10 protein-coding genes are annotated in these 19,595 nt (G+C 34.7%); all 10 read right to left on the reverse strand.

What is annotated here, in order from left to right; translation table 11 throughout:
- Positions 1-16: 16 nt before the first annotated feature.
- A complete protein-coding gene (locus ACKPCA_RS08750) occupies positions 17-3,547 on the reverse strand; it encodes a SusC/RagA family TonB-linked outer membrane protein (protein WP_321282487.1) in 3,531 nt (1,176 codons plus the stop codon).
- Between the two features lie 196 nt (positions 3,548-3,743).
- On the reverse strand, positions 3,744-4,871 hold the full coding sequence (locus ACKPCA_RS08755) for a FecR family protein (RefSeq protein WP_321282488.1): 1,128 nt from the start codon (positions 4,869-4,871) through the stop codon (positions 3,744-3,746).
- Between the two features lie 333 nt (positions 4,872-5,204).
- Complete coding sequence (locus tag ACKPCA_RS08760; protein ID WP_054717496.1) at positions 5,205-5,756, reverse strand: RNA polymerase sigma factor; 552 nt, start codon at positions 5,754-5,756, stop codon at positions 5,205-5,207.
- Between the two features lie 295 nt (positions 5,757-6,051).
- Positions 6,052-7,635 carry a DUF4369 domain-containing protein gene (locus ACKPCA_RS08765; protein ID WP_321282489.1) on the reverse strand — a complete coding sequence of 528 codons (1,584 nt, stop codon included), beginning with the start codon at positions 7,633-7,635 and terminating at the stop codon, positions 6,052-6,054.
- Between the two features lie 32 nt (positions 7,636-7,667).
- Positions 7,668-9,989: a TlpA family protein disulfide reductase gene (locus ACKPCA_RS08770; protein ID WP_321282490.1), complete on the reverse strand. Its 2,322-nt coding sequence runs from the start codon at positions 9,987-9,989 to the stop codon at positions 7,668-7,670.
- A gap of 307 nt (positions 9,990-10,296) precedes the next feature.
- Positions 10,297-11,889, reverse strand: coding sequence for a RagB/SusD family nutrient uptake outer membrane protein (locus tag ACKPCA_RS08775; protein ID WP_321282491.1), 1,593 nt, complete (start codon positions 11,887-11,889; stop codon positions 10,297-10,299).
- A gap of 4 nt (positions 11,890-11,893) precedes the next feature.
- The gene (locus tag ACKPCA_RS08780) at positions 11,894-15,472 is read right to left on the reverse strand and encodes a SusC/RagA family TonB-linked outer membrane protein (RefSeq protein ID WP_321282492.1); all 3,579 of its coding nucleotides are present in this window, start codon (positions 15,470-15,472) and stop codon (positions 11,894-11,896) included.
- A gap of 159 nt (positions 15,473-15,631) precedes the next feature.
- Entirely contained in the window at positions 15,632-16,804 is a 1,173-nt protein-coding gene (locus ACKPCA_RS08785) for a FecR family protein (RefSeq protein WP_321282493.1), read from the reverse strand.
- 265 nt (positions 16,805-17,069) lie between these two features.
- On the reverse strand, positions 17,070-17,624 hold the full coding sequence (locus ACKPCA_RS08790) for an RNA polymerase sigma factor (RefSeq protein WP_321282494.1): 555 nt from the start codon (positions 17,622-17,624) through the stop codon (positions 17,070-17,072).
- A gap of 376 nt (positions 17,625-18,000) precedes the next feature.
- Positions 18,001-19,581, reverse strand: coding sequence for a RagB/SusD family nutrient uptake outer membrane protein (locus ACKPCA_RS08795; protein ID WP_321282495.1), 1,581 nt, complete (start codon positions 19,579-19,581; stop codon positions 18,001-18,003).
- Positions 19,582-19,595: the final 14 nt, after the last annotated feature.

Raw genomic sequence — 19,595 nt, forward strand, 5'->3', positions numbered from 1 at the left:
TTACAACTTTTTAAAATTAAAATCCAACATTAATACCAAAAGTATAAACTGGTGAAGGCCTATATGTTCCTAACGGAAACTCAGGATCTTCGTTAAATTTATTGGCATAAATCGAAAATACATTATTTACCTGAGTATAAACCTTAACTCTTTCTAATCCTGTTTTCTTTAACAGCTTAGATGGCACGTTATAAGTTAAATTTATTTCCTGCATTCTAACATGGTCAGCCTTTTCGGTTAAATAAGAGAATGATTTCCAGAATCTGTCCCAGAAATAATATCTACTCTCATTGTCATTTTGAGGCAGAGGTAAAGTTTTGTCTGGATCTGCATTAAGCACCTCGCTTAGTTTAGAATTGGGTATCGTTGCATTGTAGTTATAGGAAGTTCTTCTAAAGACATGCCCAAACTTTCCTGTCATGATACATGAAATATCGAAATCATGAATTTTAAAACCAAACGAAAGACCAGCTACCCAAGGAGCTACAGTTGTTCCCTGCTCATAGGCATAATTCAAAACATTATCAGCCGGCCATGTTGAAAATCCATACAAAGTTCCATCCTTACCAACAATTTTAGGCTGCATGTTCGGATTCGATTCAGTTCCATCATTATGAAGTCCGGCATATTTTGACCCATAAATCGTATGTGCATTTTTTCCCTCAACATAAGTTGTTTGCAAAGGGCCACTATAAGAATTCCAAGGCAATAAGTCGCTATGAGTAAAATTCGATTTATAAAGCTTGGTAATTTTATTAAGGTTGTAAGCAATATTAAAATTCCCATAAAAACTAATTTTATTAGTCTGAATTGGAAACTTGGTTCCAACTTCCAGCTCAATACCTTTGTTCACCATATTGGCAACATTCATTTTTTGAGATGAAACTCCATTTACTTTCGGAATAGATACACTGGCAATTAAATCTTCCGATTTTTTATGGTAATAATCAAGCTTACCAAACACCTTTCCTTTAAAAAGAGAATAATCAATACCAATATCTAAGGTTCCTGTCTTTTCCCATCTCAAAGTTGGATTCCCGTAACTTGATATGCTAGCATAAGGTTCATCTGTATATTGATTATTTGTTGGATACATACTTATTAAAGGAAGAAAGGATGTGGATCGGTCGACGTTTCCATTATATCCAAAGGTTGCACGCAAACTTAATCGATCTATCCAATTCAATTTTTTCATAAATCCTTCTTTGTTGATTTGCCAACCAGCTCCTACTGACCAGAAAGGAGAGAATCTGTAATCAGGATCATCTGTGATTAAATTTGAGGCATCGGTTCTAGCACTGGCAGATAAAGTATACTTATCATTATAGGTATAAGCTCCATTAAAATAGGCCGAAACATACTTATCTGTTAAATGTTTAAATTCATGCAAATCATTTGTATAGATTGTTGTTCTATATCCAGTCCAACCATAGATATACAAGTTAGGATTCGTATAGCTACCGTATCCATTTGGTAAATTACCTACTGTTAGCTGATCATCATTATAACCGTAAACTCTTGGCTCTTGGAAATTTTTGGTTACCCTTTTGTTTATCTCCATACCAGCAATAACATTCACCGCATGCTTTCCAAATTCCTTATCAAAGTTAATTTGATTTCTTAATGTAAAACTCTGAATTTCTGATCTATTCTGATCCAAAATATCCCCTTTTGGAATATTCATTGTGAATGAGTCATTATCCCTATCCCAGTACGTATAATAGTCAATCTGATATCTGGTAGCATACGTTTCTTCACCTTGAATATTCTTATTAGAATTGTTAAAGCCTTCATACTGTGCCTGAGTATTGATTTTCAATCCATCAATAGGTTTTAATACCAAATCAAGTTGAAATCTGGAATGTGTCTGTTTTGATTTATAGTCACGATTTTCCATCTCTGTTATCGGATTGTAAGACAAATCTGGGTATGGGAATTTATCCATAGGCCAATATCTGTCTAAATTTGGCTGATAAATTGTATTAACAACCGAGGATCTTTTCCCATTTGCATCAAATAACATATCATATGGGGCAAGTTTTTTTATCTCTGATAGCGAAGCATCATTCGAAGAGGACTTATGTGAATACATTCCATTAAAATTGAAATCCATCCAATCAAAAACTTTGGCAGATGTTCGGTAATTCACCATGATCTTTTGTCTGTCATTTCCCTTTAAATAGGTTTGATTTTCCTCAAACATTAAAGAAAGACTGTTAGTAAATCGTTCAGATGCTGACGCAATGTTCAAATTATGCTGATGAGTAAAAGGATTTTTCATCAAATGATCCTTTATTTGATCTTGGTTATTTTGTGAAGCATACTTACTTAGAAGTGCATCCTTATCTGCTTCCGTCAAGTATCCTAGTCGGTATTCATTTAACGCATTTCGACCAAGAGTTTGTCCTGAAGACATAATGGATAATTCTCTATCCGAGATTTGTCCACCCATCCAACGCTTGCCAAAGGCACTCTTCTCATATTCTATCATATCAGCTGATGAAGCTCTATCAAGGAAATAATCTAAATCAGGTTTGGGCGAATATTTGATGAATGAATTAATCGATACTTTTAAATCCCCTTTTTTAAGACTTTTCCCGCTTTTTGTTGCAATAACGATTACACCATTGGCTGATCTGGCTCCCCAAATGGATGCAGCGGCAGCATCTTTAAGAACTGTTATGCTCTCAACATCATTTGGATTTATTGATGAGAAATCTCCTTCTATAGCGAATCCATCTACAACAATCAATGGATTAGCATTTGCAAACAAGCTACTTTTACCTCTGATCTCAAAAGTTGGATTTCCTTCTTCATCCAATGTGGCCTGCACTCCTGAAACATTTCCTACTAAGCTGCTTCCAATATTCGTTACAGGCTTTTCAATCTGTTGCTTAGAGATAATATTAAAGCTTCCCGTTGCTCTTTCTTTCGATATTGTTTGATAACCAGTAATTACAACCTCATTTAAGGTTGCTGTATCTTCAAAAAGCACAACATCTAGTTGGGATTGACCTTTGTATTTTATTTCCTGCGGTTCCATACCAACAAAAGAAAATATCAATGTTTCCTCACCTCCGTCTATAACTAAAGAATACTCTCCATTAATATCAGTAGCAACACCGATATTGCTCCCTTTAATCACAACAGAAACTCCTGGAAGAGGAATCCCATCTTTATCGGTAACCTTACCTTTGATGGTTTTCTTTTCCTGCTCTTTCACCTCAAAAGCAGGCAAAGGAACAATTTCCTTCTTTTTAATCACGACTACCTCATCATCAACAATGTAATCAAGATCGGTATCTTTCAGAATTTCATCCAGAATATTGGTAATGCTTGCTGCCGACATATCAACTGATATGTCTTTCACATTTTTAACATCATCGGTCTGATAAATGAATACCACACCAGATTCTTCTTGCAATTGCCATAACAATTCAGACAGTTGCATATTCTCCACCTGAACATTCAGCTTACCATTTTGGGCATGCACACTGGCACTTAATTGTAAAACTCCTACCAAAAGGAACATTAGGGTCAGTTTCATAGCTCGAAACATTTTAATCCACTTCTGCTTTATTGAACAGAAGCATTCTGGTTTTTTTTCCATAAATTTGTACTGGTTAGATTGTGTTACACATATAATTTAACTAATAGGGGAAATGATAGTTCCAGTATCATTTTCCCATTTTTTATTTATAATCTGACATGCCTTATGTTAGCATGTAATTTATTTCATGTCCCTACTGTTTTACTACAATTGCATTTTTATTGATTTCAAATCGAATACGATTCGTTAATTCCATTTGATTCAACAAAGTTTGTATATCGCCGTAGCGATTTGTGCTGATAGAGAACCTTCTGTCTTTCAATTCTTCATTTTGATAGAAAACAGAAACATCGTACCATCTTGACAGGGAATTCATAATATCCTCCAAGCGTTCATCCTTAAACATCATTTTGCCTTTTACCCAGGCAGAATAGATGGAAGCATCTACTATCTGTTTCTTGAAAGCCTTGGTATTATTATTCAAAACCAACTGTTCATCAGGTTGAAGAACTTCGTTCATCTCATCCTTAAACACTTGCACCTTCCCTTCATTCAGAGTTGCATAGGTGAATTCATCATCTTCGTATGCCTTCACATTAAAGTGTGTTCCCAAAACCCTTACATCCATATTGTTCGTTCTCACAACAAATGGTTGCTCAGGATTCTTGGATACCTCAAAGTAAGCTTCCCCTTCTAAATGCACAATTCTTTGTTTACCTGTAAATTTGGAATGGAATCCCAACTGAGAACCAGAGTTTATCCAAACCTTTGTTCCATCTGATAGTACCACAAAGAACTCTCCATTACGAGGTACGTTTATTCTGTGATATTCTACTTTCTGGTTTTGAGCTTCGGAAGAAGAATATACAATTCTTCCCGAATCCAGCTCTGCTTTCGACTCTTTAAAGAGCAACAAAGTATCCTTACCGGTAAGTTCTATTTTTTCCTGATTGTCTATCTCCAAATAGGCCATAGAAGATCCTGGTAACAAATGATTCTCTTTCAATGTTTGCATATCAGAATAAATCCAATATCCGCCAGCCGCCAACATAGCAATTACCAAAACTGCAGCCACTGACTGTAACCATTGTGGTATTCCAATTTTTCTTGTTTTATTGATTTGCAATTCAGCATCCACTCTCGATTTTACATGGTCTTTATCGAAACGGTGTATGTGCTGCTTTCTCCAATTGGCATACGCTCCACTTTTCAGAGATTCGAAAACTTCCTGATCCTGATCGTTTACTTCTCCCTCATCAGTTAAAATGATTTTCGACCACTTTTCAGCTTTCTTGATATATTTCTCGGTAGATTCTTTCATCTTTTTCTTTAATTGCACCCATATAACTCATGAGATTAAAAACAGGGTGATTCAGGTTTGATTTTTTTTTGAAAAAAGTTTTATTACCTAACTAAAATACAGAAAAGCAATGAGAAAGCTACTTATTCAAGCACCAGTAGAATGATCAGCTACCAATATACAGAATTGACTAGACATCCTGAACGTAAGAACAAAGTGAAGGATTTGTTCAATTTTGTGGAAGGACTATAAAATCTGATTGCCAACAGCTAAATACTGAAGGTTTTCTCACTTTATACTTTCTTCCTTGGAACTTGTGTCTTGGAACTTGAAGATTGGGAACTGTTACTTTTCCTACTTAAATATTTCAGCAAGAATCATCAGCACAAATACCTGGTCTTTTAGTAATACTCTTAATTTGGCGTAACCATTTTTTTTTAGGGTTTTAACTGTGTTAATGGAAACATTTAGATTCTCTGCTATTTCAGGATTGCCATAACCATTAAGAGCCAGTTCGATTACTCTGCCAGTTTGTTCGGGAAGGTGTTTAACGGCTTCACTGATTAATCGATAGGTTTCTTCCGCCGTAATGTAGTTATTCACATCTTCTTCATCTCGAGGAGTTCCTTCGAGTGAAACGGTTCTTTTATTGCGAATATGGTTAAGAATTTTATTGCGAACCGCTGTATACAGGTATGCTCTAGTCTTAATAGGGGTAGTAAACTGTTCTCTCTTTTTCCACAATTCTACAAAAACTTCCTGCACGACATCACTCACCACATCTTCCTGAGAAATCATTTTGTAACCAAACAAACAAAGCGAATGAAACATACCATCGTATATTTCATTGAATACACTCTCATCTCCTTGAGTCAATTTTATAATATGGTCAGTGCTTAGGTTCATTTCTGCCTCAAATATAGGTGTTTTTTTAGGGGATTTACAAATTCATCCATTTTAGAGTCAACAAATCCTAGTAACATATATCTTCAACTAGGATATGCTATTTTAGACGTCCGATATGATGTACTGTAGATGGAAACGACAGGAATTCTGCATCCAAAATACAGGTAAGCATATTGTTTGAAGCTCCTCAAATCAAATACACTCAATAGGTATTCGATGGCATTCTATTGTCCTGTAAAATAAAAAGGAGCAAACCCAATCGGTCTACTCCTTCCAATCAAAAACTAATAAATTATTAAGATTTTACTGATATACACTTTATAATTCCTTTCTCCTGTGATGCCAAATACAGGTTGTCATTTGCATCAACAGTCATAGGAATGTATGTACATCCTGTTACCAACTCTTCTATACCCTCGATTTGTTTCGCTCCTTCTTTACTATAGATTTTTATTCTTGTAGGATCCTTCTCCACAGTTACAATAGCGCCGTTCGAAAGGCTATTTACACTTACTGGGTTACAACATCCATGAAAATCGTTTAGCTCTTTTCCTCTTTGGCCAAATGCCAATAATTGTTTGCCTTCAAAGTTAAATCCTTCCACTCTAAATGCTCCCAGATTTGCAACCATTATTTCTTTTTTCTCATTTACCGAAAAATCCAAAATTCCACAGCATGTTCTCAACCTTTCAAGCGAAGCCGTTTTCTTTCCACTTTTTGCATTGAACATTACAATGTTTTTATTTTGATAGTCAGCAACCATTAGAGTACCATCGCAAACTCTTGCTCCGGTAGCTGTTTTAAGTTCTGGTAAACGATATTTATTAATCTGTCCGCCTTTTTCGCTTAATACAGTACATTCCACTCCAACGGCAACCATTCTATCGTATGACTTTCCTCTGTATTTTTTACGAACCTTTTTCTGTAGTGTAGCCAACAAATAAATGGTATTTGACTTACCTATTGCTATAGCTGAAGCAGCGCCTTCGAATTCAGGTTTCAAGCTTTTTACTTCGTTACCATTTGGCTTTACTATTTTAATGGTTCCATCTTTTTGCAAGACACAAATGTTATTGTTTGTAAACACACCTAAATAAACAACATCTCCGTAGTCAGCTCCCTTAAATTTGGTATCGACCTTGTAAGATACATTGCTGGCATTCGCCATTAATTTATCCATTCCCACTTCCAACGACTTCATTTTATCGTTTTTCGCTTTTAGCTTAACGATTAGTGGATTTTTCTGTAATTGTGGGTCTAAGCTATTTAATATTTTGTCAGCCTCTACCGCACTCTTACCTGAAATCTCGTTACTTATCAATAAAGCAGAATAATTGGATGTAGGATTTTCTTTAATAAATTTTGAATCGACCCCTCCCAATTCAGCGTTTCTACTTTCCAATTTTTCTTCTAATTCTTCCTTTCTCTCTTTTGTAGTCTCTTTATTATAATACTCAGCAACTATAGGCTTGTACTTTTCTACAACTGCTTTTTTTTGCGCATTATAGGCATTAATATCATCTTGGGTTTTGCCTCCAGTAACTGTTGCATTTCGAAAATCCTTCGCAACTCCAGTTACTGTCATATTTCCATTTTCTACATATAAAGATAATAAATTGTCAACACCTTCAATTGACAAATATGCATGAGTTGGTTCTGCATAATTCCCTATGAATATAAATTTGCCATCGCTAACTTCTACGGTATCTTGAACTACTCCAGTTTCAAAATGACTAGTCAAAAATGCCTTACTATTTGATACCCCTTCTATTTTTCCGGTTAATACAAATTTTGACTCTTTTTCTTTTGAAGGTTCACATCCTACCAGAACGCTAAGAACCAGCAATGAAATTACTATTAGAATTGCTTTTAAGTTCATCAACTTGTGATATTTTATTTATTTTAAAATTATTATTTCAAAAGAGTGTACAGTTTCTTATAAAACTCTGCATCTTCTCCTACATATCTTAATACAATTTTCCCTTCAGGTGACACCAGTATTTTTGTTGGAAATGCACTAACTCCAAACTTTTTAACAAAGTCTTTATCATCTTTCCCATTAAGAATTTGATGCCAATTAAAGCCTCTATTCTTAATCATTGACTTCCAACGATCAGTACCTCCTTTTTCAGCAGCAATACCTAAAAGCTCTAATTTATTGGCATGCTTTTCGTGAAATGCTTTCATCTCTGGCATTCCCTTAATACAAGCACCACACCATGTTCCCCAAAAATCGATTAGTACATATTTCCCTCGTAAACTTCTTAGTGTGAACTCATTTCCTGAGTAGGTTTCGCTTGTTACAATCTCCGGAGCATCTTTCCCCTCGGCTGTATTGGCTTGATTTTTCTTTTCTTCCAATAATTGATTGTATCTCTTCATCAACTTTGTATAGTACATTGAGTTTTTATACTCTGAAGAGATTTTATTAAAATAGCTTGGTGCTTCGTCTATTGTGATCTTATTATCTAAAAGTCCTGTTGCTGTATATAATCCGATTATCGACGAGATATTTTCCTTTACGAATTGCAATTTTATTTCGGAAATTTTTGCATTTAATGCGTTAATTTCTTTTCCAATCTTCTTTTTATCCTCGTCGCTTAATGATCTATCACCAAGCTTACATGAATGGTTCATTACCTTATTAAGTAAAGGGTGAACTTGTTTATTTAACTCAGCCAATAAATCATTTTCTCTGTCGCCTGCTGGATATGCCTCGATATAATCGGTTGCATTTCCGTTTGCTGTAATCGTTTTATTTGGCATGGCTACAAATCCTAGTAAGGATACTTGAGACATAAAGTAGCCTGTTTTGTATGGATTAGAGTATTTTTTAACTCGATTATCGGTAAAGTTTAGATAGATTAGGGTTGGTTCGCTTACCTCTCCTGTATATTCTACTTTATTTCCTTGCATTGGAAATTTAACCCAATTTCCTCTTTCCTTTCCTTTTTGTTCGAAATAGTACGATCCTTCTGTAGAGTTTAATCCTTCGATTGTTGCTTTAATTGTAAACTTTTCGCCTTTTGCAGCAGTTTCTAAACCCATAAGTTCCATTAACTCTTCGTAAAAGCCTGGTGTTTCGCCTACATGTCTTTTAATAATTTTTCCGTTTGGATCTACTATTATTTTTGTTGGATATCCTTGTACATTAAACTTATTTGCCAAGTTATTATCACCCTTGTCCGATTTTACATGTATCCAATTATAATCTGTGGTAAATTTAGATTTTCTCCATCTCTCATCGCTATCGCCACAGTTTACTGCTATTACTTCTACTTTATCTTTGTGTGCATTTCTAAACTCCATTAATCCAGGCATTCCTTTTACACATGCTCCGCACCATGTTCCCCAAAAATCAAGAATGACATACTTACCCCTTAGATCTTTTATATCGAAAGTTTCGCCACTAAGAGTTGCTTTTGTTTTAAAGTTAAGTACATTTCCAATCTTGGTTGAATTGTATCCTTTCACTCTATCTTTTAGCGCTTTATAGTAAGATAACTCTCCGTATTTTTTTGCATCTACTCCTTTTAGATATACTTCTACTTCTTCTATTTTAATTTGCGAACGCACAAGCATATCTTCCATTAACCACAAACCTGCTACCGATGATGCATGTTTTTTTAAAAACTCTACTCTAATGTTTTGTGCCTGCGTTCCTAATTCTTCTTGTGTTTTTTTGAGAGTAGCGACCTCTTTTGCTGTTAATTCTTTATTCTTATCTATTTCTAAACTAATATTTACTGATTTATTTAAGACCGGATGCAATTTACTGTTTAGCTCTTTAAGGATATCGTTTTCTCCTCCATCGATAGGGTATGCATCTATAAAGTCGGTGATTTTACCTGATACCTTAATTTGGGCTCCCGGGTAAATTACACACATTAATGTTGTTGCGTTGGTTGGTATGTATCCGCCACCTGTTGTTGTTTTTGAAAGGTTCTTATTTCTAAAACTTAATTTTATAACGGTTGGTGTTTCTGTTGTTCCTTTATAAGAAAGTTTTCCTTTATTCATGTTAACTTTTACTCTCTTATATCCATTAGGATACTGATCGCCAAACAAAGCGTATCCTCCCTCTTCGTTCGTTAACCCCTTTATCTTTCCTTTTATTGTAAACTCTTTTTCGTGGTTTTGAGTTTTCCGGCTTGTTGCCTGACTTTGCGTTGCAAATAACCCGAATGTACAAAGCATTAATAGCTGTACAACTTTCTTTACAATTTTAATCATCTCGTTGTTAAAATTAAATTAAACTAGTGTTTTGTTTGTTTTCTGTATTATCGATTAGTAGGGCTACTTTTTATCTTTGCTTTTGATAAAAATCACCATACTTTTATCATAATAAGTGTTGCGTGCTTTTATGCTCGCTATTGGGGGAGTTCCTGTGGGAATATTTAGCTTTACTAGCCTATTGTGTTGCTTATAAAGAAGGCCTGCTTCCAAGAAGTAATTACATACATGCTGAAGCAGGCCAAACTTATAAAACAAATCTATTTCTTACTTTTTTACAGTATAGTGAGACCCCTTTTAGTCTAAACTACTCCGGATTTTGTTCCCACCCATTCAACAAGCTTAATTCCTCATCAGGAATCGGTAATGCAAAAGCATTTGCATTTGGTTGAATAGAATAAACACTAATTCCTGAATTGGAATTATTACGATCGGTAAAATATTTTTTAGATAATACTATACCTGCATTATCCAAAGCATTAAGTCGTTTAATATCATACCATCTAATCACATAAGGTCTTTCTCTTCTTCTTTCAGTAAGTACATCTTGAAGATTGCCGGAGATATTATTAGCATCACTTGTCAATTCAAATCTTTTAGCTCTTAATGATTGTAGAATTGACTGAGCTGCAGCTTCATCTTTAGTAATTCCATCCTCACCTCTAGCTAAACATTCAGCCTTAATCAGCATCATCTCAGGAACATTAGGTCCTTGTAAAAGAGATATACTAGATGTACTATTACTTACACCTTGAAAATTATGACTTTTCTCAGCGCTTAAAGCACTAATTTCATCTACCGTAAAGTTTGAAGCACCGGCATTCTTTAAATAAGCATTATTAGTAAAAAACTTAACAAGTCTTAAATCAGATTTAATATCAAATGAAGCATATAAGGATTCTGACATTGGGAAATTTCCACCGAATGGACTAGAAATTATTACAGGCACAATCATTTCCGGATTATTCATTTGAAGTTCCACCTGTTTGTTCATTTCAGTATAATGAACATCCAAAATCTGTTCTACAGATCCATCTTTAGGCGTATATGAATGCTGCGAAGTATATATATAATATGGGTCACCAGGATTGGCATCATTATTCAAGTCTTCAAGATAATTGTATTTTGACAATACGTAATTAGCCGCTGCCAATGCTTCGCTATAATTTCCGTTATATAAATCAATACGAGCTTTTATTGCCATTAAGCTTACCTTGTTTAACCTCCAGTTATATTCCACCTCAAAATCGTCAGCACCAATTTCCTCAAATAAAACCTGAGCCTCCGAAATATCCTCATAAATTTTACCCATGGTATACGAAACAGTATTTCTAGATGAGATTCCTTCTGAGTCAAAACTAATATCCGTTCTGTATCCCATTCCTAAACTATTTCCTCCATTAAGTGCAGGATGTAAAGAATAATTTACTATTAAATTGAAGTGATAATAAGCACGATAGCTTAATGCTTCAGCTTTTATCTTTTTCCTTAAAGTCTCATCATTACCATCTACATCATCAATATTAACCAAAACTGTATTCAGATGATATATAGAGTTAAACAATTTTCCCATTTCATAAGAATTTGAGAACTGATAAGTAAGATATTCCCTATCTAGAATGGAAATTAAACCTACATCCTGAGCCCCAATTTTTTGCTGAATTTCAGGATGCAACTCATAATCATCACTGGCGATAGCATTGACAAAATTAATTGTAGCACCAGGCCCCCAGGTAGATCCTTTGGTCTGGTATGCCATTTCATTCATCATATTATCCAATTGCTCTAAATCCTCAATTGGATCATTACCTGCTCTGTTTGGATTCTCATCAAGAAAATCAGCACACGAGAATAGCATTGCAGGCACACATATAAGCATTATAATGTTTTTTATTTTCATAATTCTATAAATTCAATTTTAAACCGAAAGTAAATTGTGTTGGAGTTTTCATTGTCCCAGGTAGATAATAAGGATCCAATCCTTTATCATTTGCTGTCCAAACTACTCCCAGATTTTTCACTTGGAAATAAACATTTGCTCTAGTTATTTTCGAATTTTCACCTGCTATTTTTTTCATAGGAATTTCATAGCCAAGATAAACCTCTTTTAACCTGATATGCGAAGCATTTTCATAATTTGATTCTGCCGCATTAATTATATTGGAGTAATACAAATTTGTATACCCTGAATTTAAATAAGGAGCATTCGTAGCATTAGGATAGGGTCTGCTAGTAAATTTCGAAGCATTATCCCCTAAATGCCATGCATTCTCCAAGGATTTTGGGTATTTACTTGCTGTCGCGGAATATCCATAATCATCATTTCTTGCAAAAATATGACCGAATTCACCAGATAACATTGCTGACAAGGTAAAACCATACGCTTTAAAGCTACTTCTAAAACCGCCAAACATAGGTGCCGTTAATGTTCCTATCTTTTTTGAATAGTTGTTATTATTTGTAATGCTTTCACCCTTTGCTTCATCAAACCTTGAGTAAAACATGGTATTATTTCTTGAATCGGCTACAACTTCAGTACCATCATTTAACTGAACAATTGCTAAACCTTCATCAGAGTATCCTTTAAGTTTAAAAGCATAAACAGTATTTAGCGCCTGTCCTTTCACAGGGTATCCTCCTCCTACATATGTACTTACATATGGTCTATCCAAATCCCATTTCACAACTGTATTTTTATTATAGGTAAAATTCAAATTACCTGTCCACGAAATGTCTTTGGTTATACTTAATCGAGATCCTAACTCAATTTCAACACCTTTATTGTTTATGTTTCCACTATTTAAGGTTAGTGAGTTGGTTCCTCCAATTACATAGGACACCGGGGTACTCATTAATACATCACGAGAATCTTTATTGTAATACCCTAAGGAACCATATAATTTTCCTTCAAACATCGAAAAATCAGTAGAAATATTTAATGTGTAGGCTTTTTCCCACGTTAAATCAGCAATAGCACGATTATAGATATATGAAGCAGTTGCTCCTGCTCCCACAAATTGATTTAACTGATATGTTGAAAGTGTTGATACAGTTGAAACACTTCTTTTACCTGCAGCTATACCACCAACACCGTAGCTAACTTTTAATCGCAAAAGATCAATAAAGCTTAAGTTATCTTTAATAAAGTCTTCCTTGTTTAGGTTCCATAAAGCACCCATAGACCAAAACGGTGAGATTTTACTATTTACATCATCCGCAACAAAGTTTGATCCATCGATACGAGCACTACTTGTTAGGGTATATTTACTATCAAACGTATAGGACATATTGAAATAACCCGATACATATCTATCGAAGTTGGCCGAATACCCACCCAAAGACCATGGCATATATCCATTACTACCTTCAAAAGTTGGGAGTCTTAATTCATAATTCACATAACGATCTGTTGTGTAAGTTCTTTCATTAAAACCTGGTCTTGTGGTTGTAGAATTCACCTCAGCATCCGTAGAAATGGCTTCAAAGCCTGCTAATGCAGTAATCCTGTGTTTGCCATTAAATTCTCTATCGAAATTTAGTTGTGATCTAAAATTATATGCCTCTGTTTTATTAGATGATGTTTGTATTACATCTCCCTCTATAAATTCGTTTGGAATATTTCGTAAACCTGTAGTCGGATCCAAAACAGAAAAACGATTCGCTGCACTTCTATAAAAGTAAGAGTTTTCTCTTAAATAATTATTGGTATTATTTCCAGCCATTTCGTATTGCAAGGAGAAATTTGCAGATAAACCTTTTATGATTTTAACATCTAAAAAACCATTGAAGCGCAGATTGTAATTAGAACTATTATTATCTCTAGCTCTTGCCTCTTCTAAAATATTATACCTCCAAGAATAAGGAAATGTTGACTCATCAACTGTCCCATTTTCAAGATATGGCAAATATATACCCTTAGCCATATATGCATAATCACCATTTTCCTCAAGTAATCTTGTATATGGAGATGTCACACTACTTATTTCCGCCATACTAGTACCATTCATTTGGTTTTTAGCATAGATCCCATTAAAGGTTATTCCAACTTTAATATTAGGGTTCACATTGTAGACATTCGTAAAATTGGCTTGATATCTATCTGAATTATTATACTTATAGTGCGTTAAGTCTTTGGCATAAGATAGACTAAATTTCGAAGAGCTCTTATCTGTTGCGCTTGTAATTGTAAGGTTATGATTTTGATATACTCTATTCCTTAGTAAATGATCTTCATATTGTTTTTTCCATATACCATCCTGCGCAATCAACTTTGCTTTTTGCGCTTCGTATTCTTCCTTTGAGATATTACCATTTCTTCTTTCGAACATCATGGCAACATGAGGAGCTACATCCCAAGAATATTGTGAAGGATTTGTGTATGGGTCTTTATAGTATGGAAGACCAGGGGCTGGAACAAATTTCTCAATATCTTCCATATACTTTATGGTAGCTTCAGTGCCAGCCATATTTAACGCATGATCCAGATCAATACGTTTAGATACATTAACAAATGAGTTCACTTCAACATTAAACTTACCTTTTTCAGGCGTTTTAGTTGTTATTACAATAACGCCATTTGCTGCTCTTGCTCCATAAATGGAAGTTGCTGCAGCATCTTTTAGAAAGGTAACACTTGCTACTTCGGTTGGATTTACAGATTCAAACGGGTCTGGTGTTAATATTGCAAAACCATCAACCACTACAAGAGGAGCTGTTTCTGCCTCAAAAGACCCAACACCTCTGATGACTATATCACCATTTTCTCCTTGTTGAACCCCAGCAACCGCACTACCTATTACTTCTCCTATACTTTCCGATGGTCTAATTTCTAAATCTTCAGTAGCTATTTTTGAATATGATCCTGTTGCTCTTTCTCTTGATATAGTAGCATATCCAGTTACCACAACCTCCGCCATCTGTTCTGTATCCGAAGTTAATGTAATATTTTGTACACTTTGTCCATAGTAAACCACGTCCTGAGGCAACATCCCCACAAAAGAGAAAATCAAAACTGCCTTACCAGATTCAAGCTCCAAACTATAATTTCCATCAATATCAGTAGCAACACCGATATTGGTTCCTTTAATTACAACAGAAACTCCAGGTAGTGGTACACCCTGATCGTCGGTTACTTTTCCTTTAATGGTTTTCTTTTCTTGCTGCTCTGATTTTGGGGCAACATAAGGCTTTTGTTTTACAACTACAACCTTATCAATTACTTCATAAGTTAGATTTGTATTTTCTAAACATGAATTAAGTATTTCTTCCACGCTTGCCTCTTTTTCCGACACATTTATGTCCGTAATACTCTCAACATCATCCAAATCGTAAACAAAAGAGAATTCACTATTGTTTCGAATTTCCTCGAAAACCTCTATTAAAGTCTTATTTGTCAGCTTCATATCAAACCTCACATTCTGCGAATAAACACTGGCTGAAAGCTGGACAACACTTACTAATAATAGCATAAAAGTAATTTTCATAGCTAATAAAGGTTTGTAAAGTTTCTTGCGACAGAAACTCCGGTTTCCATTTTTTTGCATAAATTTGTATTTAGGGTTTAACAATTCAATTCCTTGCAGGGAATTGGGTTTTTATTCATGGAGCAGAGATTGTTGCAGCAAACTCTGCTTTTTTCTTGCTTAATTTTTTACAGTTATAATATTCGATTTAATTTCAAAATTCACTTTCCCTGTTTTCGAGATAATATCCAATATCTCATTAATGTCTTCATATCTTTTTACTTCAACCGAGAATCTCTTATTGATAACAGATTGATTCATAAAGAAAACCTTTACATTGTACCATCTCTCCAATTTTTCCATAATGGTTCCCAAACTGGCTTCTTTGAAATAGAAAACACCATCTTTCCATAAAGCATACATACTGGCATCAACATCTCGAACCAAAAAATGATTTTCATCTTTGGAAATAATGGCTTGCTGATCAGGTGCGATAATTACACTTTCGTTGTTCTTTCTCAATTTCACACTACCTTCAATCAAACTTGTAGTTATTGTATTTTGATCATGATAAGCTTCTACATTGAATTCTGTACCCAAAACTTCAATCTCTATATCTTTAACATCTACAATAAAAGGCTTTTGCTTGTTATGAGCTACATCGAAATAAACTTCACCAGCAATCCAAACTTTTCTTTGCACCTCACTAAACTGCACAGGATACTTAATCTCAGAATCAGAATTCAACCAAACCTTGGTTCCATCAGCGAGAGTTAGTTGATACTCACCACCTACAGGAACTTTTACCTGATTGTATAATATTTTCTCATAACTTGCTTGACCAGAAGCATAAGCCAATTTCCCTTTCTGGTTGCTTATTATAGTTCCATCCTTTTCTAAAATGCTATCGCTCTTCACATTTTCCAATTGAATGGTTCTTCCGTTGTGAAGTTGAAGTACAGCTTTTGATGAACCTGGCTCTATTTTCATTTCCGCCAACTCCTGTCCTATCTCAATATCCTTTGTAGAAATATGGTACAGGCCTGCAATCAAAACACCAATGATCAACACCGCGGCAATTCTCAGACTCCATTCTTTCAAACGAATTACTTTTCTTTCTGGTTTTATCTCCTCTCGAATCTTTATCCAAGCCGATTTTTTATCCAAGGATTCCACATAAGCATTTCTTCTTTTGCGTTTCTCTCCTTGCTTTATTTGCTCGTACAAATTTTTATTATCGACAGAACTATTCTTCCAATTCTCCAACACTTGCATCTCATCAGGTGTCAAGTCACCAATGAATTCCCTCGAAATCAATTGAGCAATTTTATATCCGGTATATAAATTTTCCATTTAGAATTTTTGGTTTTCTATTAGTAAAACAATTAAAAAAATGTAGTAGATGAACACAAGATGAAAAAAAATTACATTTTTTAACAATCACTTGCAATTTTATTGAGATTAATTGATAATCAGAGGCTGTGGAAAGTAATGAGTAATGAGTATGCAAAATTCGGAACTTCTTTTCACTTCCGCTACTTTCTACTTTATACTTTATACTTTATACTTTATACTTGAACCTTCCAACTGATAACAGATAACTGTTCATTGATCACTGTTACACCTCTCCAAGCAACAGAAGCAGTAAAAAGAAATAGTCTTTCAATTTAGTTCTTAAGGTTTTTAAGGAGTTGTACTTTAATGTTTTTACGGTATTAACCGAAACATCAAGTCTTTCTGCAATTTCCTGATTTTGTATACCTTGAAGGCTTAACATCATTACTCTTGCACTTTGCTTTGGCAATTCCTCTATTGCCTGTTGAAGAATTCTGTAGGTCTCTTCTTCTACAATCTGATTGTTGAAGTTTAGAAAATCCTCTTTGATTAAACTATCAGTGTATTGATTACCCAGCTTATCTCTTTTCAAATGATTTAAGCTTAGATTTTTTACCACCACATAAAGGAAGGATTTCAAAGAAGAAATGGTATCATATTTCTCTCGCGAATTCCAAAGTTTAATGAAAGCTTCCTGGGCAATATCTTCGGCAAGCGCATTGTCTTTTACATACTCTCGAGCTACAACACACATCGAAGGATACAGTTGATTAAAAAGCTCTTCAAAAGCTTTTACATCTCCTAATTTGATTTGATTAAAAAGTTGAGTAGTGGTCATAGTTCGTGGTTCTTCGGGTTCAAAAATAGAAATTGATTCTAACAAATCAAATTTGCCAGTTAAATCAATTAGTAAAAAAATTAGAATACAAACTACTATCCAAAAGGATAAAAGAAAGACCAACAATTCGTAAATCAGAAAAAGCCAGAATTGCCCATCTAAAATCGGAAACCAGAACCTACTATGTCTATTTCTTAGGCTAAGGACAAATTGTGAGTTAAAAATCGAAGGTGGATAGCACTCAAATACTCAGAAGGACAAGTCCATTTTATTTGTTAGGTTAATTGAACATTTCTGATATATCTAAAATTAAATTAGGGTACACATTTCCTAATTAATGTGTACCCTTTTTTATTCTAAACTCTTCAATAATTATTTACGAAGGATTATAATCTTCAGGAGCCAGTGGAATATCCCATTGTGGATTAAGGCGCAATACCGAATTTGAAATAGGTAGCATATAATATTCTGAATTGATAGGAGCTGTAAATACAGTTCCTGATTCAACAGGCACAAGAGGAGTTTCGCCTACAGGCACTGCAGTGTATGTCATCAAGTGATGAGTCATCGTTGTCTTAGTCCATGGCTTGCCTGAATCATATGCGTCAAATCTTTTTAAATCAAGAAAACGCTTATATGATGGATTAGGCAATTCACGTCTTCGCTCATTTAGGATTTCATGTAATAATGCGTCTCCAGATAAGCTAGTTAATGCAGGTGTTCCTGTTTCGTAACGATACTCTCGTAATTTGTTCAAATCGGTTAAGGCATTTGCATCTTGTCCATTTCGAGCATACGCTTCGGCTCGCATAAGTAAAAGCTCTGGATAAGAAAATCCCGTAGTTAAACCTTCTCCTATTTTAGAAGCTCTGTAATACTGCTTTACAATTCCATCATCACCTCCAAACTCATCAGCATATCCTTTGGTCCAAAGCATGAACAATTTCTTTCTCATATCATTATCAGAAAATAATGCTTGATATTCTTGGGAAGCATACGATCTACTAGGTCGGCTAGGTGTTTTTCTATACAACAAAACTTCTTTACTATTCGATCTATTAAAATCAAGATCGGAACCACCATCATATTGAAGATCCAGCACCGTTTCAGAATCTACACCAGGAGGTGCTGTCATTCCATTATCGATATAAACAAATTTATTATAATCATAAATCATAGCATCTTCACCTCCTTTAGAAGATAAGGCATCAGCCCAGGCACCTTCAGCATAATTTAACATTTTGGTAAAATCACCTTTAAACATGTAAAAGTATGCCAATGTTGCCTTTACTGTAACCTGATTATGACGCACTGAAGTACTAAAAGAAGGAACATCTTCCAAGGCAGAAAGAAGATCGGCTTCTACCAAATCGAAAACTTCCTGAGTAGTAGAAAGGTCAGGATTGACAGCTGTTGCATCAGCTGTTGTTCTAAATGGTATTGTTCTTGTATCATTGGCAGAACCCGGATTGTAAGCAGGGCCATATACCATACACGCATTTAAATAGTTCAATGCACGTCCGGCCTTTGCTTGGGCAATAACTTCTTTTCCATACCCTTCATTCTGACTTAGAAACTCTTCAACACCTTCAATTACATTGTTGTAATAATATGCAGCCTTATAGATACCCCAATCCCAAAAATAATCAGGATTAATAGGGTTATTATAAGGACGATTAAATTTGTAAGCCATTAAACGATCAACATTAGGATTACTCACCTCCAATTCTGAAGCGAAAACATTCTCACTGTATTCATAATTATCTCCTAACATGGCAATACTACAACCATTGTTATTATCCATATAATCCCAAGCATAAACACTGGAGTTATTCAACAGTCGATCTAGTTCTTCTATTTTTGATGGAATTAATTTCCCCACAGGTTTCACATCAAGATACTCATCGCAAGATGTAAAAACCAGTGTTACTATTAACATATATAATAAATTCTTCATTTTCATTCTTTTAA

This window comes from Marinifilum fragile (genome assembly GCF_963677365.1).
In the GTDB taxonomy this organism is placed as follows: Bacteria; Bacteroidota; Bacteroidia; order Bacteroidales; family Marinifilaceae; genus Marinifilum; species Marinifilum fragile.

Bases quoted from the DNA above. Each gene is read 5' to 3' on its own strand.
- ACKPCA_RS08750 (WP_321282487.1), bottom strand. From the start codon at position 3,547: ATGAAACTGACCCTAATGTTCCTTTTGGTAGGAGTTTTACAATTAAGT.
- ACKPCA_RS08755 (WP_321282488.1), bottom strand. From the start codon at position 4,871: ATGAAAGAATCTACCGAGAAATATATCAAGAAAGCTGAAAAGTGGTCG.
- ACKPCA_RS08760 (WP_054717496.1), bottom strand. From the start codon at position 5,756: ATGAACCTAAGCACTGACCATATTATAAAATTGACTCAAGGAGATGAG.
- ACKPCA_RS08765 (WP_321282489.1), bottom strand. From the start codon at position 7,635: ATGAACTTAAAAGCAATTCTAATAGTAATTTCATTGCTGGTTCTTAGC.
- ACKPCA_RS08770 (WP_321282490.1), bottom strand. From the start codon at position 9,989: ATGATTAAAATTGTAAAGAAAGTTGTACAGCTATTAATGCTTTGTACA.
- ACKPCA_RS08775 (WP_321282491.1), bottom strand. From the start codon at position 11,889: ATGAAAATAAAAAACATTATAATGCTTATATGTGTGCCTGCAATGCTA.
- ACKPCA_RS08780 (WP_321282492.1), bottom strand. From the start codon at position 15,472: ATGAAAATTACTTTTATGCTATTATTAGTAAGTGTTGTCCAGCTTTCA.
- ACKPCA_RS08785 (WP_321282493.1), bottom strand. From the start codon at position 16,804: ATGGAAAATTTATATACCGGATATAAAATTGCTCAATTGATTTCGAGG.
- ACKPCA_RS08790 (WP_321282494.1), bottom strand. From the start codon at position 17,624: ATGACCACTACTCAACTTTTTAATCAAATCAAATTAGGAGATGTAAAA.
- ACKPCA_RS08795 (WP_321282495.1), bottom strand. From the start codon at position 19,581: ATGAAGAATTTATTATATATGTTAATAGTAACACTGGTTTTTACATCT.